Origin of the sequence: Bombella saccharophila (assembly GCF_026385475.1) — a bacterium.
Classification (GTDB): Bacteria; Pseudomonadota; Alphaproteobacteria; order Acetobacterales; family Acetobacteraceae; genus Bombella; species Bombella saccharophila.
Genome location: NZ_JANIDW010000003.1, coordinates 48,797 through 68,320, shown reverse-complemented (window position 1 = coordinate 68,320; position 19,524 = coordinate 48,797). Strand labels below are relative to the sequence as shown.

The following is a 19,524-nucleotide window of genomic DNA, read 5'->3' as shown; positions in this document are numbered from 1 at the left end:
CCATGTTATTGCCGCCACTCCTTTGGCGTCATTCTGCGCGGGCGCACCGCATTATTCTGCGCTTAGACCTCCGCAAACGTGCCATCGTCATCACCCTGCCCCCCGGTGTAAATCGCCAACAGGGGATGCAATTTCTCCAAAGCCAATCACAATGGCTTGCCCAAGCGATGGAGAGCCTCCCCCGCACTGCCATAGAGCAAGGACATATCTGGCTAGAAGGCACCATCATCCCTCTCCTCCCCACCATTACGATGGATGGCCGTACACGCCTAACAGAGCAGGGCCTCCATATTGGCCATCCATCTGATGAACATCCTCGTTATGTACGCTCTTTTCTTAAACGCCGTGCGGAGGCTCTCTTCCCATCCCTCCTCCAACATCATAGCCAGCGGATGAAGACACGCCCAACAAAGCTCAGCTTACGCGATGTTAAAAGCCGATGGGGAAGCTGCACGCAGCAAGGCCGCATCATGCTTAGCTGGCGGCTTATCATGGCCCCACCGGATATTTATAATTATGTGATTGTGCATGAATTAGCCCACCTCACCCATTTTAATCATGGGCCAAATTTCTGGGCCTTAGTGGATGCTTACACCCCACACGGACAATCTGGACGTAAAAAAGCAGAAAAATGGCTCGCGCAGAATGGTGCTAATCTTTTAGCTATGATATAGGGGTGTCACCTAGAGCGCGCTTGGCGGAATGGTAGACGCACGAGACTTAAAATCTCGAGTTCGCTTAGAACGTGCGGGTTCAAGTCCCGCAGCGCGCACCAGGGGGCTATATTGCCCCCTCCTCCCCATCGTCAGCTCCCTTAGCTGAGAAGAGCGTGAGGATTAAGACTTACTATGGTGTTCGCTCGCATTCACCGTTTTTTCAGCCGCGTTGCCGTTACCGAAGACGCACAACATAAATACCCTCAGGAATTAGCAGAGATATATCGCAAAGCGTGTGAAGGACATGTTTTAGAGCAAGTTTTACTTGGTAAAGCATTGCTCAATAGCCGCTATATTGCCCGAGATGAAAAACGGGCTCATGACTGGTTTGTTGTAGCCGCATCAGCCAATTATGGGCCGGCTCATAATATGCTGGGACGTTGCGCCCAATTTGGGTGGGGCTGCCCTTTAGACCTCACCGAAGCCGTACGCCATTACGAGAGAGCCGCCCAAACCGGGGATTTATGGGGGATTTATAATCTCGGCATCTGCCATATGCGCGGCTTAGGGGTGGAGGCAGACCGCAAAGCCGCTTTTAACTTCTTCCGCCGTGCAGCACTACGCGGTCATGCTAAATCTATGAACCTCCTTGCCCGCTTTATTGAGGAAGGATGGGAGACACCGCCAAACCCCGCCGCCGCGCTAGATTGGTATCGCCTCTCTGCCGAAGGGGGCGATTATCGTGGCCAACATAATTACGCCACAGCCCTCCTCAGCATGGGCCAGCCAGAAGCGGCATTACATTATTGGCGGCTAGCGGTAAAAGACGCCACGCCTGACATTCTCCAAGCCATGCACCGAGATTTAAGCGAACCTGACGCGCCTCAAGACCCAGAACTCATGGCGACCCTGCAACGCAGGCTAAAAGAGGCTCTAGCCAAAAAGAGCTAGAGCCTCAAATAGATTAAAGGGCGACCGGATGGACCCAACCGAACGGGTCAGCCTCCTCACCACGTTGCAAGCCGCAGAGAGCGTTGCGCAACTTCATCGTAACAGGCCCAGCCGTCTTGCCATCCCCAAAGGCAACAGACCCCGCTTTACGGCGGAACTCTCCAATCGGGGAAATGACGGCAGCCGTGCCACATGCAAAGGCTTCGGTAATGTCCCCTGTGGCCGCAGCCTTAAAGACATCCTCAATCGCCAAAGGCTCCTCCACCATCGTAAGGCCCATATGACGGCCCAGCTTGAGGATACTATCGCGTGTAATCCCGCGCAGAATCGTGCCCCCTAATGGCGGGGTCACCACGCTGCCATCTTTCCGCACGAACATAACATTCATGCCGCCCATTTCATCAATAAAGCGGCGTTCCTTCGCATCAAGGAACAGCACTTGGCTACAGCCATTATCGCTTGCCTCTTGCTGAGGGAGCAAGCTAGAGGCGTAATTACCACCACATTTTGCCTCTCCCGTACCCCCTATAGCGGCGCGTGTATAATGCTCCGATACCCAAACAGGGATGCTGCCATTCCCGCTAAAATAGCCCCCCACTGGGCTTGCCAGCACGATGAAGAGATATTCATTAGCCCGCTTTACGCCAAGGAAAACCTCATTAGAAATCATAAAGGGGCGGAGATAGAGGCTCTTTTCTGCCTCCGCGGGAACCCAATCCCGATCCACTTTCAACAAAGCCTTAATAGCCCCGAGGAAAAGCTCCTCAGGCAATTCCGCCATAGAAAGACGGCGTGCCGAGGCTACAAAACGTGCTGCATTGGCCTCCGGGCGGAATAAGCTTACCGCACCATCTTTACCACGATAGGCTTTTAGCCCCTCAAAAATCTCTTGCCCATAATGCAGCACGGTAGAGGCCGGGTCGATTTGCAGCGGCTGACGGGGAATAATTTTGGCATCATACCACCCTTGCCCGTCTTTGTAGCGGATAACCGCCATATGGTCGGTAAATACACGCCCGAACTTGGGGTCGGCCATTAAAGCGGCCCGTTGCTCAGCTGATGTCGGTGTTGTTGTTTGCTCAACCGTAAACTCTACCATGGAACCTCTCCTATCTTCCCAGCGCGACTCAAAACCAACGTTTAAAGTAGGATATAAGACATACTATGTCTTTTAAAGATATTTTATTGAAACTTTATATCTCAAAACAACCTAACGAAAAAAGCCTCATTATAAAAAAACCCCCACCTGCAAGAGGTGAGGGTTTCTTCTCTGGCCCAAGCCAGCCTCCACGTAAGAAGGAAATTAACGCTTGGAGAACTGGAAGGAACGGCGAGCCTTAGCCTTACCGTATTTCTTACGCTCGACAACACGGCTATCGCGCGTCAGGAAGCCAGCCATCTTCAGCACGCCACGCAACTCTGGCTCATAATGAGTCAAAGCACGGGAAATACCATGACGAACAGCCCCAGCCTGCCCAGACAGACCACCACCGCTCACAGTGCAATAAACATCAAACTGATTATCACGATCTGTCAGCAAGAAAGGCTGATTGATGAGCATGCGCAGCACGGGGCGAGCAAAATATGTTGCCACCGGGCGACCATTAACAACAATCTCACCCTTACCAGGCTTAATCCATACGCGGGCAACGGCATCCTTACGGCGGCCTGTCGCGTAAGACCGGCCTTGCTTATCGCGCTTAACTTCATAAACAGGGGCTGCATTAGCAACAGCAGGGGCCGCATTGGCGAGGTCCTGCAATGTGCCGGTACGCTCGGCGGCGGTGCGCTCTTGAGTTTCTGACATAGTGACAGGCCTTACGACTGACGTTTCAGGATATTCTTACGATTTAGGGACGCAACATCCAGCACCTCTGGCTTTTGTCCCTCATGCGGATGCTCTGTACCCGCATAAACGTAAAGATGCTTCATCTGTGCGCGCTGAAGTGGGCCACGAGAAATCATCCGTTCGACAGCTTTCTCCACGACCTGACCAGGGTTTTTCCCCTCAAGACGCTGGGTGATGCTGCGCTCTTTAATCCCGCCGGGATGACCGGTATGGTAGTGAAAGAGCTTCTGGCCGACTTTATTGCCTGTCAGAGCGATCTTCTCAGCATTAATAACGACAACCGCATCCCCGCAATCAACATGCGGTGTGTATTGCGGCTTATGCTTACCACGCAGACGGTTAGCAATGATGGTGGCGAGACGACCCAAGACCAGCCCTTCGGCATCGATCAGGATCCATTTTCTCGTCACCTCCGCGGGTTTCAGCGAAAGTGTAGTCTTCATGACGTATCATTTCCTGTTTGAGGCACCACACCAAAATAGTGCCAGAAAAAGGACCGCCCCCAGCATCACCTTCCCTTTCTAAGGGCCGATCCACATGCCAGAAACAGTTCTAAGATGCGTGCCTTATCGCGAGTAGATCGGGAAAGGTCAAGCCCTTTCTTTTTATTATCAATCTCTAAAAACCGCTAAAAACAGCCATTTCTTTAAGTGTGGTATTATTTTACCGTAAAATAATGACCCTCTTTTGCCCTTTTTATCACTTGCCACTGCTCTCCCAGTTTGCCCCTCATGCTGCTGATGCTATTGTACAACCTATTATAGTGTGCCCAGATAAGGTTTTTCTGCATGAAACGGTTATGGCTCTCCCTGTGTCTAGCCTCTCTTGTCATCATTATGGGGGGACTCGGCATTTATCGTGAGGCCGGTGTACGCCTCTCTCATGCGTTAGAACGCTTCCGCACCGCTTTACCAATAGAGGCCAGCTTCCATTATCGTAAAGTCCGCCCGGCCCTCCTTCTGGGTGGAATCACCCTTTATGATGTGTCCTTCCGTTATAAAGACACAGCCTTTCAGGCACGACGGATCCGTTTTGGGTATCCTAAACTTCTCTCCAACGGGACGTTAAGCCTCGCTAGCCTACGTTTAGAGGCCCCAAGCTATACTAATCACACTCATCACATCACAGCCACACAAGCCAACTTCCATCATCTGCTCATCCCCTCCTCCGCCGAGACATTGCATGAGGGCCATGATGAGGCCGATAGTATGCACTCCCTTGTCGCCATTATGTCTTTTGAGCCAGAAGATATTACCTCCTTACGCTTTGAGCATATGGCGTTAGACCATCTATCTGTTAACAGCCTGCCTACCGCAGCAAGCCAAGAAAACCCCACCCCTAACCGCCCTTTTACCATTCACGCATTATCTGCTGATAATCTCATCGTAGAGGGATACGGAAAAGGGGTACGCGTCCATACTCTTATGGAGGGGGTCTCGCTGGATGTACGCTTCCCTGGGGGGAATAATGGTACGATCCCCCCTATCCTACGGCAAATCTTATTGCCCACGCAAAATGGAACGATACCACAAGCTGAGACGCCCTTTGCAGCCCATCTTGCCCTCCAACATTTAGAGGCGCGGCAAGGCTACATCCAATGGCTGAAACACCCTAGTCGGCAAGAAGAAAAACCAGCAGAAGCATTCTGGCAAGACCCTGCCGCTCCCTTATGGGAAAAACCGGGAAAAATGGAAATAACGGGGCTATCGCTCATCCTCAACCAAGCTGATCATCGTCGCACTATCAGCCTTGCCCATCTCACTGGTGAACGGCGCGATGATAAAAACAGCCTCCATACGGAAGCTGATCTACAAGGGCTGACCACCCAACTTGCCCCACCGCCATCGCTTAATATCGCCACCATTACCATGCCTGGCAATTATCATATCAACACGACATCTCGGCTCGAAATGGGATCATGGCGAGAGACACTCCAACTACGGACACTCTTTGGAGCAGATAGCCCTACTCTCATGACGATGGAACTCAACTTACCAGAAATTAACCCGCTCCATCTCACTAATGATAACGCAGCGCGCTTTCTCCATGCAGGACAATGCTTGAGTACGGAGCTCTCCGTACAAGGGACGGATTTCTTCTCTTATTACGGGCTGCTCAGTGACCGTCCCTCCACGTCCTCACCAACTAACGAGGCCACCGCCCTGCCAACACAAAATAAGGCCATTTCATCACGCTTTAATGCGCTCGCGCTCCAACGGCCTATCCTTGCCCCTGTTTTAGATTTCCTCCTCAGCCCCAAATCGCGTACCCTAACCATCAAAACAGGCCCACTCTCTTTGGAAGAGCTTGCTCATATCGCAACGGATAATACTGATGAATCGCGCTTCGACCGGCTACACGTCCTCAGCGTAACCACGCAAGAGCTACAATAAGGGCTCCCGCCAACGCACGTGAGAAAGAGATAAATTTTACAAGGGGGAAATTGCTGGGGCGAATGACGGGACTTGAACCCGCGACCACCGGTACCACAAACCGGCGCTCTACCAACTGAGCTACATCCGCCACACAGCGACCTGATGTTTATTCAATCCTGCTTGTCGCGTCCAGCCCCCTTACAAACATTTTGTCATCTTTTTTTACAAGCTCTCCTCCTCCTTCGCCCTCCCTCCTCCTAAGATGAGGCGCGGACTTCACAGCTTTTTATGCGCAGCGTATAGTCGGAACTCCCACAGCCACATTAAGCCTTGGCGTATCATCATACTGAAGTAGGAAATCACACATCTGATTTATGGCTATGAATCATTACATCCAACAATGGACCCAACGCCCCGTTAAAGAACTCCTCGCTGGGATGGTGGGGACTTTTGCGCTGATTCCCGAAGTTATCGCTTTTTCTTATGTTGCCGGGGTCGCCCCTTCCGTCTCGCTCTTTGCCTCCTTTGTCATTTCCGTTTCCATCGCTATTTTTGGGGGGAGACCGGGGATGATTTCTGGCGGGGCGGGGTCCGTTGCCTTGGTCTTAGCCCCACTGGTCCATGCTCATGGGGTCGATTACATGCTCCTCGCCACCCTCATGGCGGGGGGACTGCAAATCCTTTTTGGCGTGCTGCGCCTTCATTCCCTCATGCGGTTTGTCTCAAGCGAAGTCCGCACGGGCTTTGTCAATGCGTTGGCGATTCTCATCTTCTCTGCCCAAGTGCCTCAAATGCTGGGGGTCGGCTGGCAAACTCATATGCTGATTCTCATTGGGTTAGCGATGATTTACCTGCTGCCGCGCCTCTCGCAAGCCATTCCCTCACCTCTAATTTGCATTGTTATTCTCACGCTTATCACCGTGATTCATCCTATGCCTGTCCGCACGATTGCGGACCTCGGCCCCCTGCCGACTGGCCTGCCGCATTTCACACTGCCGCATATCCCCCTCACGGCGGAAACATTATCCATCACCTTCCCTTACGCTCTTGCTGTAGCTGCTGTTGGGTTATTGGAATCCCTCATGACAGCCAGCGTGGTAGATGACCTCACCGATACGCATGGGAAACCCCAACAAGAATGTACCGGCCTTGGAATCTCCAATATTTTTGTCGGGTTGTTTGGTGGAATCGCCGGTTGTGGGATGATTGGCCAAACAGTGGGTAATCTCCGCTATGGCGGGCGAGGCCGGCTTTCTACCTTCACCGCAGGGGCTTTCTTATTGCTCCTCATGGTTGTGCTGCATCCATGGGTCGCCCGTGTGCCTGTGGCAGCCTTGGTGGCCATCATGATTATGGTCTCCATCAGCACCTTTGCATGGGGGAGCCTAAAGGATATTTTCCATCATCCCAAATTAACCAGCCTTGTGATGATTATCACCGTCATCGTGGTGGTGCTGACCCATAATCTCGCAGCTGGTGTGTTGGTCGGTGTTTTACTCTCTGGCTTGTTCTTTGCTTGGCATACAGCACGGCTTGTTCATGTCCATGCCGTGGAGGAACATAACATCCTCACCTACCAGATACAGGGGCAAATCTTCTTCGCCTCAGCTGACCTCATGGCCGATTTCATGGATTATGAAACCTCAGCCCCCCGCGTAACGCTAGACCTCTCCCATGCCCGTTTTTGGGATATTACCGCCGTACAAGCCTTAGAAAAGATTGTCGAGAAGTTCCGTAAACACGGCAAGGAGGTCACTGTCTGCGGGTTAAATCACGCCCAACATGCCATCCTGACCGAGCAATCTAACGAGGATGCCTTCACTCTCTGAAGGCAGTTCCCTTTACGCCGTATTCTAACCCTCTGGCTGGAGGGTGAGATGCGGGTAATGCCGCACAAAACGCTGCTGGTCAGCTGGGAAGAGACGGACCATGAGGGTGAGACGCTCCTCCCCATCATGCCGCTCTGTCACCTCCCCATGTTCATAGAGCCACGCTAAAGCGGCTCCCTCTGTCACGGGGATAGAGACGCTAAAACGCTTCATAGAGCGGGTCATGAAGGCATCAATCGCCTCCATAAGGTCTGGAAGGCCTTCCCCTGTCAGGGCAGAGACTGCAACACTCCCCTCCCGCACAGGAATACTGGCTGTCCCACCAAGCAAATCCGCTTTATTGAGAACCTCGATAACGCGCTCCGGCCATGCTTCATCCAACATGCCATCGGCCGCCATATCATTAAGTACGGACAACACATCATCACGTTGGGCAGCACTATCTGGGTGCGCAGCATCGCGGACATGAAGGATAATATCAGCCTCTGCTACTTCCTCTAAAGTTGCGCGGAAGGCAGCAATCAACTCCGTAGGGAGGTCGCTAATAAACCCCACCGTGTCCGATAAAATCACCCGCCGCCCGGAAGGGAGCGTCAGATTGCGCATTGTAGGGTCTAGCGTTGCAAAAAGCTGGTCCTGCGCGTGCACACCCGCCCCTGTGATTTTGTTAAAAAGGGTTGATTTCCCTGCATTCGTGTAGCCAACCAACGCCACAACGGGGAAAGGGACCTTACGGCGCGCATGGCGGTGCAGCCCACGCGTCCGGCGGACTTGCTCTAGCTCCTTACGCAGCTTGACCAGACGCTCATCCAGCATCCGCCTATCAGCCTCAATCTGCGTTTCCCCCGGCCCCCCGAGGAAGCCAAACCCACCGCGTTGCCGCTCCAAATGCGTCCAAAGCCTTACAAGGCGGGAGCGTTGATACTCCAAATGTGCAAGCTCGACCTGCAACACACCTTCCCGCGTGGCAGCCCGTGCGCCGAAAATATCAAGGATTAAGCCCGTACGGTCCACGACCTTACAGCCCATCGCTTTTTCTAAATTACGTTGCTGCGCAGGTGAGAGGCGCGCATCCACTACCACAACCCCAACGGATTCTGCTTTGACAATCTCCGTCAGTTCCTCCACCTGCCCTGCCCCCAGCAAGGTCGCTGGCCGCCGCGCCCTTAGCGGGTAAATCGCCGTATGAACAATCTCTAACCCAATCGATGCCGCCAGCCCTACGGCTTCCTCAAGACGTGCCGCAGCCGCGCGCCCTTCAAGAAAAGCCTGCTTTTCCGCGGGAAGGATAACAGCAGCGAGGGTCGGCTTACGGGCTGTATCGTGCAAAGGCTGCTTCACAGCATGTCCGGCAAAGCAGCAACAGGCATAATCGTGCTCACCGCATGTTTATAGACGAGCTGTACATGACCATCCCGGCGTAGCAACACGCTCTCATCATCAAATTGAGCGATGACGCCTTGTAGCTTCACCCCATTGACTAAAAAGACCGTCACCGCTTCTTCCTGCTGCTGCACATAGGCCAAAAACTGCCTCTGCACATCGCTCTCTTTTGGCTCTACCATATGGTCCTTCTTCACTTTGCTTCCTGCCCGCTTCGCGCTGATTGAGCAGCAGAGCGATCCTCTTGCGTGACGCCCAGTTGTTTTAATTTACGATGTAGCGCGCTGCGCTCCATACACACAAAATTCGCTGTCCGGCTGATGTTACCACCAAAGCGCATAAGCTGAACTTGCAGATATTGCGTCTCAAAATGGTCCCGCGCCTCACGCAGGGGCAGGCTCATCACATCGGCCTCCGCAGTAAGGCATGTCATAGAGGGGGCCCCCTCGCGCACAATATCAGGCAACATCTCCGCCCGGATGATGTTGGACTGCTCCCCCTCCCCAGCGGGAAGCATAATGAGCATACGCTCCATCAAATTACGCAGCTCACGAATATTGCCCGGCCAATCGTAAGTTTGCAGACACGCCAACGCATCGACCGACAATGTCCGCACAGGCAAGCCAGAGGAGCGTGCGCAACTTTCCAAGAAATATTGGGCCAGCATGGGGATATCCTCTGGCCGCTCCGCCAAAGAGGGGACCTGCAACGGCACAACAGCGAGGCGGTAATATAAATCCTCCCGGAAGTGCCGTGCTGTAATCTCTGCCTGCAAATCCCGGCTTGTTGCCGCTAAAACGCGAACATCCACCTTCATACTATGCGTCCCACCGAGACGCTCGAAGGTATTAATCTGCAAAGCCCGCACAATTTTGCCCTGAATCTCCAGCGGCATATCTGCGACTTCATCCAACAAGAGCGTGCCTTTATGGGCACGCTCTAACAAGCCGGGGCGGCCGGGTTTGCCCTCACTTCCTTCCACCCCAAAAAGTTCTTCCTCAAAATGATCAGGCGCAAGAGCCGCGCAATTCAACACCACGAAAGGGCCTTCTGCGCGTTTAGATTGCGCATGAATCATCCGCGCGACCACTTCCTTCCCTGCCCCAGCCGGGCCGGAAATCAACACGCGTGAGTTTGTAGGGGCCACACGGCTAATTTGCCCACGCAAAGCATTGATCAGCGCGCTATCGCCCATCAATGTCCCTTGCTCACCCGCCCGCAAACGTAGCTCAGCATTTTCTTTTCGCAACCGTGCTGCCTCTAACGCACGGCGCACAATGACCAATAGCCGGTCCGTCTGAAATGGCTTCTCTAAGAAATCATAAGCCCCATGATGAAGGCTGGAGACGGCGGTCTCAATCGTCCCATGGCCAGAGATCATAATCACTGGCACATCAGGGCGTTGCTCCTTAAAGAGCTTTAAAAGAGCCATGCCATCAAGCTGCGAGTTTTGCAGCCAAATATCCAAAATGACGAGCGAGGGGCGGCTCTCCCTAAAAAGACGCATCGCCTCATCAGAATTCGCTGCATTGCACGTGAGGTAGCCGTCATCCTCCAAAATCCCAGCTAAGAGAAAGCGGATGTCTGGCTCATCATCAACAATCAGAATTTCATGCTCCATGACTTACCTTCATGCTCCGCTTTCGCTGTCTCCCGCAAGGTCTTTCTTTATCAAGGGGAGCTCCAACGTCACTAAAGTGCCACTCATCCCTTGGTCTGCAGCTGATAATCCAACGATTGTCTGACATTCCTGCTCTGTCAACGGGCGTAACCGCACCTGACCGTGATGAGCCTCCATCGCACGATGGACAATAGCCAGCCCCAACCCCGTCCCCTTCTCCTTATGGGTTACATAAGGCTCGGTAAGGCGTTGATGCTCCCCAGCAGGCAGACCCACGCCATTATCTGCAACACTTATGATTGCCGCTCCCTCCTCTTGCGTCAAGCGCAGGATAATCGTCCCGATAACAGGGTGCCCTTCCCCAACCTGCCGCTTGGTCATGAGGATAGCATCTGCTGCATTTTGTAACAGATTGATAAGAGACTGACTAATTAAACGATGGTCACACCGTACAATAACTGCCCCTCCCTCTGGCATATCCAACTGATAAGCAATTTCGGGATGGGCATTTTGCTGGAGGAACAACGTCTCCCGGCAAAGCCGGACGAGGTCATGCTCGGCCATTTCCGGTTGGGGCATCCGCGCAAAGGAGGAAAACTCATCCACCATGCGCCCTATATCCCCCACCTGCCGCACAATCGTGCTGATGAGACGGTCATAAATCTCCGGGTCGCTGGTAATTTCTTTATGAAAACGCCGCCGCAATCGCTCTGCCGCTAATTGAATCGGCGTGAGTGGATTTTTAATCTCATGGGCAATACGACGTGCCACATCCGCCCATGCGGCTTTACGCTGCGCGACTTGGAGGAGGGTAATATCATCAAACGTGACAACATAACCCGTTGACCCTGCATGGTCATTTTGGTCCGCCACGGCACAAACAAGCAAGGTCCGCCCTGCCCCAGCCCCGCCACCACTCCCCGGGCCACCGGGGGCATGAGCATGTTCAGCATCAATTTGAATCTCCGCGCCATGCTCTTTATCAGGCTGCTCCTTCACCGCTTGCAGCAAAGCAGCAAACTCCGGCACGAAGGCCACTAAGGGCCGCCCCTTTGCTTGCTCCATATCCCGCTGAAGAATAAAAGACGCTGCCCGGTTAGGCAGCTCAACAAACTGATTATGGTCTAAACCAATCACCCCAGCAGACACACCGGCAAGGACTGTCTCGGTAAAGCGGCGGCGTTCATCAATTTGGTCATAAGCCAGCATGAGTTCAGAGCGTTGGTCAGCAAGCTGGCTGGCCATGAGGTTAAACGCCCGAGAGAGTGCCATCAACTCATCTTCCCGATTCCCCTTACCCTCCACGGGAACACGCGCTGTTAAATCCCCCCGTGAGATACGCTGTGCCGCGCGGATTAACTGGCTAAGCGGCCGCGTAATGCGATTAGCTTGGGAGAGGCCACTTAACATCCCCACCGCTAACACCAACAGCCCCATAAGAGCCAAAATCACAATAAGGACAAGCTGCGCCTTCCCACGATTATTGAGCATGCGCTGATAATCCTGCACCAGCGCGTTTGTCCGTGTCATATGATGAAGAATCTCAGGGTCCACCGGGCGAGTGATGACGAGCATCAAGCCAGAATTCCCCCCCAATGAGACGACCCCGCGGACCACCTGCGCCTCTGGTTGGTCCAGCAACACGACCTCACCCGTCCGCGCCATAGTCGCAACAGAGCGTGGAGGAAGCTCCTTTTGCGGGTCCTCCGCCCGAATGGCCAGCAATCCCCCAGTGGCGATGATTTGATAAGTCAACGGATTAAAGATAATCGCATCATTCAACCCGCGCTCGGTCACCTCATCTTCTAACAACGCTTGTAAGCGGGAATGATCATGGAACAAATCCGTCCCATGAGTGAACATTTCATCATTCTGAACCGTCAGCAGCGTATTGGCTAAAGCGAAGGCTTCTGTCCGTGTATTCTCATTATGTTCCCGCAAATACCCCGCCGCGACAGAGCGTGCCTCACTCAACGCATTATTCACCCGATTGGAGAACCAAATCTCCACCCCGTAATGGAAGAATAACGCAGACAATACCCCGACCATCAAGGCAGGGGCTACAGCCACAACGCCAAAGAGCATAACCAGCTGAGTATGCAGCCGCGCACCTGCTTGGCCCATGCGCCGCTCGGCCAACATCCGGCCAATTTGCCGCACTGCCGCCGCCCCAATGAGCATGATTGTGATGAAATCGAGCAGAAAGAGCAAAGCTTGGGCCCGCGGCACACGCGCAAGAGACACACCCCCAGCTAAGACGATGAAAGTCACAAAGGTCAGTACCAACGCCACAACCGTCAGCACCACCACACCGTTAGGGCTGGTGAGCCGCCAGAGGGAGGCCCTCATTTTCCCAGAAAAGAACCGCCTCATCACGCGCTCTCCTACCGCGCCCCTGGCGGGCGAGGAATCGTAATCTGAAGCTCCTGAATCCGTTTACGCAATGTGTTCCGGTTCAACCCTAATAAAGCAGCGGCTTTAAGCTGATTACCCCCCGTATGCTGCAAGGCCATGATGATAAGAGGCTTCTCTACCGCGCCCACCACACTATTATGGAGGTTACAACTCCCTGCCTCTAACCCTGCACGCACATAGCTTCGCATCACAGGCTCAAACATCGCCGCCAAACCACCTTTAGAGGCCGCAGCTAAACTTCCCACGGCCTGCAAACGCTCCGGGCCTAAACATTGCTCGGCGGGAAGAGCCGCCAACCAATGCTGCAAGCCGTCCTCCAACCCTCCATGACGCAATAAGGTCGCATGGTCATGGCAGCTCGCTACGATAATCCGTACGCGCTCCTCTCGTTTCACGTGAGGCCGCTGTGTTAAGAACAATACAAAGCGATGCTGCATCTGGGGAGAGAGGCAATCCAGCTCATCAATTAAGAGCGTGCCTCCTTGGGCTTGCTCTAACCAGCCATTTCCCGCCGTGCCAAAGAGACGCTCCTCCCGCAAAGCCCGTGGCACACCTGTTAGCCCCGCAACCACAAATGCCCCATGCGCGCAGGGACTATGAGCATGAATTTGCCGGGCAATATCCAACCGCTCCCGCGCGCTAGCCCCGTGGAGGAATAAAGGCCGCATCGCACGGTCCTCGCGGGCAGTACGCTCCGCCATTATGCGGCATGCCGAGCAAGGGCGGCTTCTCGGTCTCTTACAATGCCTGCGGCGATCGCCTCATCATAAAAACGCGTAAGCAGCGCGATGACAGCACCCGCCTCATCTAGCCGGTTTACCTCCGCACGAAAAGCCGCAGACCCCGGCAACCCTGCCGAATACCAAGATACATGCTTACGAGCGAGACGCAGGCCGGGACGCTCTCCAAAATACTCCATCATCATATGATAATGCTTTAGGACAATATCTCTCTCGGTGGCGAGGTCAGGGTCTGGCACATCCACCCCACTGCGCAAGGATTGTACAAGCTGTGCTAAAAACCAAGGCCGCCCGTAACAGCCCCGCCCTACCATCACGCCATCGGCCCCTGATTCCGCCAAAGCCTGACGGGCTGAAGCCATGCTGATAATATCCCCATTTACAATCACAGGTAGCTTTACGGCCTCTTTTACCGTCCGCACAAATCGCCAATCAGCATGACCATTATAGAACATCTGACGCGTCCGCCCATGGACGGTAATCATACGGATGCCCACATCCTCCGCAATCCGCGCCAACTGAGGCGCATTAAGGCTGGCATGGTCCCACCCCATACGCATCTTCAACGTCACAGGGACATTTACTGCCTTAACGGTCGCCTCCAAAAGTCGCGCCGCTAATGCCTCATCCCGCATGAGGGAGGAGCCTGCCATCTGCCCGATCGCCACCTTCTTAACCGGGCAGCCGAAATTAATATCCACCACATCCGCCCCACCTGCCACGGCGATTTTAGCAGCCTCACCCATAGCTTGAGGGTCGCAGCCTGCAAGCTGTACGGCATTAATCCCGCCAGCCCCAGCACTACGCGCCATACTCAATGTACGTTCATTCTCCCGCACCATGGCCCAAGAGGCAATCATCTCCGAAATCACCAACCCTGCTCCTAGCTCGCGTGTTAGGCGGCGGAAGGGAAGGTCCGTCACACCAGACATCGGCGCGAGGATAACAGGGTCCTCAATCACGCAATCCGGCCCTAATGTGATAGGAGGCAAAGGAATCGGGGTGGGCATCGCTCGTTAAGACCTACGGGTTTTTATAAAGGGCATGGGAGGGATTTTACCGCTCTCCCCGCTAAAGAGCAAACAAGGGCCTACCGTGCCCCTCCACCACCTCTACGATGACGTGCCCGCCGCATAGCCAGAATCTCCCGCTCATGGCGTTGTCGTCCCGCCGCGGTGACCTCAAACCGGCCATCCTCTCGTTGCTGGGCAAACCCCATCCCTGCCAGACGCTCTAAACATGCACGGTCCTTTAACGGGGCGCGGAAGTCCGGCATCTTCCCCTCCGGCGGGGGACCAACAGGCCGCCCCGTTGCACCGCTTAACACCACCCGATGTAAAGCTGAGCGGCAACATGTCTCTAAATATAACTCATCCCAACTCATGCTCTCTCCTCTCATTAATCCCACGCAACCCCGATCACGCCCTCATCTTGCGAAGATAGATTATCACCATCATCGCACGGCATGAATAATGTGAATCCTCTTGACAAACCCTCACGATGAGGTCTGAAACAACCCAGGCAACTGATATAAGGGGAAAAAGAATGCTGGACCTCGGACAAATCGCCACACAGCTTCTACGCCGCCTCGACCCCGAAACGGCTCATGAAATCGCAATCCACAGCATTGCATACGGCTTAGCAGGCCATGGCAAAGCCGACCACTCCGCCTTAAAGACGCACGCTTTGGGCCTAACCTTCCCCAACCCCATTGGCCTTGCCGCGGGGTTTGATAAAAATGCCCGCGCTGTAAGAGGCCTCGCAAAATTGGGCTTCGGTTATATTGAAACAGGGACCGTTACCCCCCGCCCCCAACCCGGCAACCCCAAACCACGCCTCTTCCGCTTGATTGATGACCATGCCATCATCAACCGCATGGGCTTTAATAGCTGCGGGATTGATCGCTTTTGCCAAAATCTCACACCGCTATTCCGCCCCAATAAAGAAGGCCACGTCCAGGCGGCCAGTGTACCTTTGGGCATTAATCTAGGCATTAACAAAACAGGGGCCGACCCCTTAACGGACTATCCCGCCCTTGTTGGCAGGGTAAAATCCTACGCCGATTATATTACAATCAATCTTTCCTCCCCCAACACGCCAGGTTTGCGCGACCTCCAAGCGGTGGATATGCTCTCCCGCCTGTTGGAAGCCATCCAAACGGCCCATCCAGACCGACCAGCTTTGCTCATCAAACTCGCACCCGACCTTGAGGACGAGGCTTATGGCCCTATCCTCCAAGCAGCGATTGATGGTGGAGCAGATGGTCTCATCCTCACCAACACGACTCTCGCCCGCCCCGAGAGCTTAACAGGCCCCCACCGTACAGAGGCGGGCGGTCTCTCCGGCGCACCACTCGCTACTCGGGCACGCGATGTGCTAAGATTAGTCGCGAACTTGAATGAAAGACGTCTTTGCCTCATATCTTCTGGAGGGATCGAAAGTGGGCGTGACATCTTGGACCGCTTAAAAATGGGAGCCAACCTTGTCCAAATCTATACCGCCTTTATTTATGAAGGGCCCGCCGTGCTCACACGTTTAAAGCAAGAGCTTTTGCAAGAAATGAGCCGCGAGGGTATTCGCAACCTCGCCTCTCTGCCACGCTAGACACCCCTGACGAACTACCATAGGACCACGAACTCTCTCATGAAACTTGCTTTGGTCGGCATCATCAAGAATGAAGCCCATGACATCCTATACTGGCTTGGCTGGCATGCCCGCTTAGGCATTAATAGCTTCATTCTCTTTGATGACGATTCAGACGATGGGACGCGCGCTCTTATCCGTGCTGCTTGTGTGCATTGGGATATTCGTCTTTTCCACATTCGTGAGCATAGCTTAAACCTTGCAGAGCAAAGCCATCTTAAACGCCAACAGCAAGTCTATTGCGATGCGCTCAATGCCATAAAAGGGCAGTTCGACTGGGTGGGCCTGTTTGATACAGATGAATATCTCACCCTATGCGAGCATAAAACCTTACCAGACTTCCTCGCTACGATGGGGACAGATGTTGGTGCGGTGGCGCTGCATTGGCGTGTTTATGGTCATAATAACCGCATTACCACCCCTAACACGCCACCTTTCCATAGTTTTACCCGCCACAGCACAATCCAAGAAGATATAAATCGGCATATTAAAACTCTTCTCCGCCCCTCTTATTGGGACCATGAGCAGTGGGTAAATGTCCATTATTTCCCTCTGCAAAAGGGACGTTACGTCACAGCCACAGGACACCCCATCACCTGGTCGGACTCACTTGGCATAACAGCCGAGCAACCGGAATGGTCGGGGGCGTTCCTCATGCATTTTCAAAATCGTAGCGTAGAGCAGTTTGTTGAGCGCGCCCGGAATCGCAAAGATATTCAGCTTACTTTAGCTGATGCCGACTTCTCCCAATGGAATGAGGTGGAGGACCTTACACCTCGTCACGCCACCGCTGATGTACTAGGCCGAGTGCGACCTGTGATCACCTCTGGTGTTGTCAATGCGCTGATGCAATTACAGCATCAATATCCCCCACATGCAAAACACACGCCTCCCCCGGCCACACAATCATCCTCTACCTTTAATATCTTTGCTCTTTTCCCCAAGGAAGAGCGCCTTTTGGGCCTTAAAGAGGGCCTTATTTATGATACGGATGCCGCAGAGCTAAATAGCCACAACAACAACGTTACTCTTTTCCTCCTCCAAAGCCGCCATGTCCCTACAGCGGCCTTCCTTTTCGCGCTGGATCAAACCTACAAAATTGTCGATTTCATCCTCCTAGATGATGGGCGGCTAGGCGGCTTACCGCGTTATGACCTCCTCCCGATTGTTGAACAAACAGCCATTGCGCTACGACAAAGGGGCGGCTTTTCCCGCCAAGGGTACTTCCTCTCTGCCCCTCCTAAAGAGCCACTTACAACCAATCGCCCCAAGGCCGATATGTGGGAATATTTTACAGCCCTCCCACAGCTGACCTTACCTACAGAGGATTCATGGTTAACCCTCCCTGCCTTTAATCTTGCTGAGATGCTCCTCCGCACCCCTACCATCACGTTAGAGGATATCAGCTTCCTCACGCAGGTGGATCGCCACATGACAGCATGGCTCCTTCCCTTGCTGGCTGCCCATTTGGAAGACTCACAGGCCCGCATCCTGCACAGCTATTTAGGCCCCTTCGCGCCCTTCATCCTATAAGAGGCACAAACTCTTCTACCCATAAAAAAAGGCTCCCTCTCTTGGGGAGCCTTTTTTGTAGCACTATAAAAAGCAGCTTTAGCGGCCCAGATTACGCAGCTTCACACCGCTCATCAGCCGCTCCTCAATCTTCGCAAGGGACATGCCTTTTGTCTCTGGGACATAAAGATAGGTCAGCCCAATAAAGAGGAAGTTCAGCACCGCAAGGAGCCAGAACGTCCCTGCCGCGCCGAAAAACTCCATCAAAGGGAGGAAGCTGACACTCACGCCCATATTGGCCAGCCAGTTCGTCAAGGTAGAGATGGACATCCCAAAATCCCGCCCTTGGATGGGCTGAATCTCCGCACATAGCACCCACATCAATGGCCCAGCGGACATAGCATGGCCTGCGCAGAAGATCATCAACACGAACACCGCCATCATTTGGGAGGCTTGCTCGGTCATACCCTCATTCAACAAACCCGCTAATGCGCCCATGGCCAGAGCCATCACCGCAAAACCAACATATAGAATCGGCTTACGCCCCCAGCGGTCCACCAGCCCTACAGCCACAAAGGTCGCCAGCATATTCACCAGCCCAATAATGGCCGTACACCAAACCTGCGAATGGGTATCGAAATGCGCCGCATGGAGAATCTTCGGCGCATAGAACATCACAATATTAATGCCCGCTAATTGCTGCATAGCCTGCAACACAATCCCCAGCAGCACAGATCGGCGGAAGTTCTTGTTCCGCTTCAATAGAGAGAAGCCTTCTTGCTTTGTCTCTAATTGCGCGCGAATGGCCTGAATCTCTTTAGCCGCTTCTAGCGGGTCATTACGCAAATCCAGCAGGATACGGCGTGCTTCTTTATGGCGTCCCTTCATCACCAGCCAATGCGGGCTGTACGGCAAAAACAGCACCCCAACAAAGAACAGCACCGCAGGAGCTGAAGCAAACCAGAACATCCCGCGCCAATTCCCCCGATAGGAGAAGAATGTATCAGCCAAAAAGGCGATGAAAATCCCCACTGTGAGCATCAGCTGGTAGGTAGAAATCATCGCCCCGCGCGTGTCCTCACTGGCAATCTCGGAAAGATAAAGCGGCGCTGTAAAGGCCGAAAGCCCCACCGCATAACCCATCACAACACGAAAGCAAATCATCGATGAGATAGACCAGCTAATCGCACAGCCCGCCGCACCGATCACAAACACAGACGCACCACAGATTAACGCCCGTTTACGGCCAATCTTATGGGCAAGGGTACTCGCACTAACAGAGCCGATCGCCGCCCCGGCCATCATAGCACTCACAACCCAAGAAAGAGCCATCGTAGAGGGATGAAACTCTCGCGAGAAGAAATCTAACGCACCAGACACCACACCAATATCAATACCAGACATCAAGCCAGCCAAAGCGGCAACAACGCCAATGGCTAAAATCTTAAACTTTGTTGGGTCAAAGAATGACGTATCTTCATCATCGTCACTCATACCGGGAGGAGCTATGCGGGGGTCAACCTCATCTACCATATGCGATCATACCCTCT

Annotated in this window: 17 protein-coding genes and 2 tRNA genes; 7 read left to right on the top strand and 12 right to left on the bottom strand. The window is 53.6% G+C overall.

The annotated features are described in order from the left end of the window. Window positions 1-2 precede the first annotated feature (2 nt). From NQF64_RS06380 to NQF64_RS06370, 3 genes are all read left to right on the top strand, one after another. Complete coding sequence (locus NQF64_RS06380; RefSeq protein ID WP_266106863.1) at window positions 3-674, top strand: M48 family metallopeptidase; 672 nt, start codon at window positions 3-5, stop codon at window positions 672-674. Window positions 675-688: 14 nt separating this feature from the next. Beyond that, a tRNA-Leu gene (locus tag NQF64_RS06375) sits at window positions 689-775 on the top strand. A 73-nt stretch (window positions 776-848) separates the two neighbouring features. After that, window positions 849-1,607: a tetratricopeptide repeat protein gene (locus NQF64_RS06370; RefSeq protein ID WP_266106862.1), complete on the top strand. Its 759-nt coding sequence runs from the start codon at window positions 849-851 to the stop codon at window positions 1,605-1,607. A gap of 13 nt (window positions 1,608-1,620) precedes the next feature. Here the strand turns inward: NQF64_RS06370 and NQF64_RS06365 are convergent, their stop codons facing one another. The 3 genes from NQF64_RS06365 to rplM all read right to left on the bottom strand — a co-directional run bounded on the left by NQF64_RS06365 (window position 1,621) and on the right by rplM (window position 3,899). Beyond that, window positions 1,621-2,706, bottom strand: a complete 1,086-nt coding sequence (locus NQF64_RS06365) for a branched-chain amino acid aminotransferase (protein WP_155573806.1) — start codon at window positions 2,704-2,706, stop codon at window positions 1,621-1,623. Window positions 2,707-2,910: 204 nt separating this feature from the next. Beyond that, the gene (gene rpsI / locus NQF64_RS06360) at window positions 2,911-3,414 is read right to left on the bottom strand and encodes a 30S ribosomal protein S9 (RefSeq protein ID WP_099026982.1); all 504 of its coding nucleotides are present in this window, start codon (window positions 3,412-3,414) and stop codon (window positions 2,911-2,913) included. An 11-nt stretch (window positions 3,415-3,425) separates the two neighbouring features. Continuing rightward, window positions 3,426-3,899: a 50S ribosomal protein L13 gene (rplM, locus tag NQF64_RS06355; RefSeq protein WP_099026983.1), complete on the bottom strand. Its 474-nt coding sequence runs from the start codon at window positions 3,897-3,899 to the stop codon at window positions 3,426-3,428. Between the two features lie 345 nt (window positions 3,900-4,244). Here rplM and NQF64_RS06350 point away from each other — a divergent pair, with 345 nt between their 5' ends. Continuing rightward, entirely contained in the window at window positions 4,245-5,849 is a 1,605-nt protein-coding gene (locus NQF64_RS06350; RefSeq protein WP_266106861.1) for a hypothetical protein, read from the top strand. Window positions 5,850-5,903: 54 nt separating this feature from the next. Here the strand turns inward: NQF64_RS06350 and NQF64_RS06345 are convergent. Beyond that, a tRNA-His gene (locus NQF64_RS06345) sits at window positions 5,904-5,979 on the bottom strand. Between the two features lie 226 nt (window positions 5,980-6,205). Here NQF64_RS06345 and NQF64_RS06340 point away from each other — a divergent pair. Beyond that, the gene (locus NQF64_RS06340; protein WP_266106860.1) at window positions 6,206-7,660 is read left to right on the top strand and encodes a SulP family inorganic anion transporter; all 1,455 of its coding nucleotides are present in this window, start codon (window positions 6,206-6,208) and stop codon (window positions 7,658-7,660) included. A 24-nt stretch (window positions 7,661-7,684) separates the two neighbouring features. Here NQF64_RS06340 and hflX read toward each other — a convergent pair whose 3' ends face one another. The 7 genes from hflX to NQF64_RS06305 all read right to left on the bottom strand — a co-directional run bounded on the left by hflX (window position 7,685) and on the right by NQF64_RS06305 (window position 15,203). Beyond that, complete coding sequence (gene hflX / locus NQF64_RS06335) at window positions 7,685-9,001, bottom strand: GTPase HflX (RefSeq protein WP_099026986.1); 1,317 nt, start codon at window positions 8,999-9,001, stop codon at window positions 7,685-7,687. Then, window positions 8,998-9,225, bottom strand: coding sequence for an RNA chaperone Hfq (hfq, locus tag NQF64_RS06330; RefSeq protein WP_266106859.1), 228 nt, complete (start codon window positions 9,223-9,225; stop codon window positions 8,998-9,000). Before hfq ends, hflX begins: the two co-directional genes overlap by 4 nt. Window positions 9,226-9,236: 11 nt before the next feature. Further along, window positions 9,237-10,664 carry a nitrogen assimilation response regulator NtrX gene (gene ntrX / locus NQF64_RS06325; protein ID WP_099026987.1) on the bottom strand — a complete coding sequence of 476 codons (1,428 nt, stop codon included), beginning with the start codon at window positions 10,662-10,664 and terminating at the stop codon, window positions 9,237-9,239. Window positions 10,665-10,673: 9 nt separating this feature from the next. After that, window positions 10,674-13,013, bottom strand: a complete 2,340-nt coding sequence (locus NQF64_RS06320) for a sensor histidine kinase NtrY-like (protein WP_266106858.1) — start codon at window positions 13,011-13,013, stop codon at window positions 10,674-10,676. 35 nt (window positions 13,014-13,048) lie between these two features. Beyond that, window positions 13,049-13,780: a helix-turn-helix domain-containing protein gene (locus NQF64_RS06315; protein ID WP_266106857.1), complete on the bottom strand. Its 732-nt coding sequence runs from the start codon at window positions 13,778-13,780 to the stop codon at window positions 13,049-13,051. Further along, window positions 13,780-14,829, bottom strand: coding sequence for a tRNA dihydrouridine synthase DusB (dusB, locus tag NQF64_RS06310; RefSeq protein WP_266106856.1), 1,050 nt, complete (start codon window positions 14,827-14,829; stop codon window positions 13,780-13,782). Before dusB ends, NQF64_RS06315 begins: the two co-directional genes overlap by 1 nt. 80 nt (window positions 14,830-14,909) lie before the next feature. Continuing rightward, entirely contained in the window at window positions 14,910-15,203 is a 294-nt protein-coding gene (locus NQF64_RS06305) for a hypothetical protein (protein ID WP_407651826.1), read from the bottom strand. Between the two features lie 161 nt (window positions 15,204-15,364). On the opposite strand from NQF64_RS06305, the gene NQF64_RS06300 reads away from it, so the two are divergent. Then, window positions 15,365-16,423, top strand: a complete 1,059-nt coding sequence (locus NQF64_RS06300; protein ID WP_266106854.1) for a quinone-dependent dihydroorotate dehydrogenase — start codon at window positions 15,365-15,367, stop codon at window positions 16,421-16,423. 39 nt (window positions 16,424-16,462) lie between these two features. Then, on the top strand, window positions 16,463-17,995 hold the full coding sequence (locus tag NQF64_RS06295) for a glycosyltransferase family 2 protein (RefSeq protein WP_099026993.1): 1,533 nt from the start codon (window positions 16,463-16,465) through the stop codon (window positions 17,993-17,995). A gap of 78 nt (window positions 17,996-18,073) precedes the next feature. Here the strand turns inward: NQF64_RS06295 and NQF64_RS06290 are convergent, their stop codons facing one another. After that, on the bottom strand, window positions 18,074-19,507 hold the full coding sequence (locus tag NQF64_RS06290; protein WP_099026994.1) for a sugar porter family MFS transporter: 1,434 nt from the start codon (window positions 19,505-19,507) through the stop codon (window positions 18,074-18,076). Between the last annotated feature and the right edge of the window lie 17 nt (window positions 19,508-19,524).

Excerpts from the sequence above, each read along its gene's own strand:
- rplM (WP_099026983.1), bottom strand. The coding sequence starts at position 3,899 with ATGAAGACTACACTTTCGCTGAAACCCGCGGAGGTGACGAGAAAATGG.
- NQF64_RS06380 (WP_266106863.1), top strand. The coding sequence starts at position 3 with ATGTTATTGCCGCCACTCCTTTGGCGTCATTCTGCGCGGGCGCACCGC.
- NQF64_RS06320 (WP_266106858.1), bottom strand. The coding sequence starts at position 13,013 with ATGAGGGCCTCCCTCTGGCGGCTCACCAGCCCTAACGGTGTGGTGGTG.
- hfq (WP_266106859.1), bottom strand. The coding sequence starts at position 9,225 with ATGGTAGAGCCAAAAGAGAGCGATGTGCAGAGGCAGTTTTTGGCCTAT.
- NQF64_RS06315 (WP_266106857.1), bottom strand. The coding sequence starts at position 13,780 with ATGGCGGAGCGTACTGCCCGCGAGGACCGTGCGATGCGGCCTTTATTC.
- NQF64_RS06290 (WP_099026994.1), bottom strand. The coding sequence starts at position 19,507 with ATGGTAGATGAGGTTGACCCCCGCATAGCTCCTCCCGGTATGAGTGAC.
- NQF64_RS06305 (WP_407651826.1), bottom strand. The coding sequence starts at position 15,203 with ATGAGTTGGGATGAGTTATATTTAGAGACATGTTGCCGCTCAGCTTTA.
- dusB (WP_266106856.1), bottom strand. The coding sequence starts at position 14,829 with ATGCCCACCCCGATTCCTTTGCCTCCTATCACATTAGGGCCGGATTGC.
- NQF64_RS06340 (WP_266106860.1), top strand. The coding sequence starts at position 6,206 with ATGGCTATGAATCATTACATCCAACAATGGACCCAACGCCCCGTTAAA.
- NQF64_RS06295 (WP_099026993.1), top strand. The coding sequence starts at position 16,463 with ATGAAACTTGCTTTGGTCGGCATCATCAAGAATGAAGCCCATGACATC.
- NQF64_RS06300 (WP_266106854.1), top strand. The coding sequence starts at position 15,365 with ATGCTGGACCTCGGACAAATCGCCACACAGCTTCTACGCCGCCTCGAC.
- rpsI (WP_099026982.1), bottom strand. The coding sequence starts at position 3,414 with ATGTCAGAAACTCAAGAGCGCACCGCCGCCGAGCGTACCGGCACATTG.
- NQF64_RS06365 (WP_155573806.1), bottom strand. The coding sequence starts at position 2,706 with ATGGTAGAGTTTACGGTTGAGCAAACAACAACACCGACATCAGCTGAG.
- ntrX (WP_099026987.1), bottom strand. The coding sequence starts at position 10,664 with ATGGAGCATGAAATTCTGATTGTTGATGATGAGCCAGACATCCGCTTT.
- NQF64_RS06350 (WP_266106861.1), top strand. The coding sequence starts at position 4,245 with ATGAAACGGTTATGGCTCTCCCTGTGTCTAGCCTCTCTTGTCATCATT.
- NQF64_RS06370 (WP_266106862.1), top strand. The coding sequence starts at position 849 with ATGGTGTTCGCTCGCATTCACCGTTTTTTCAGCCGCGTTGCCGTTACC.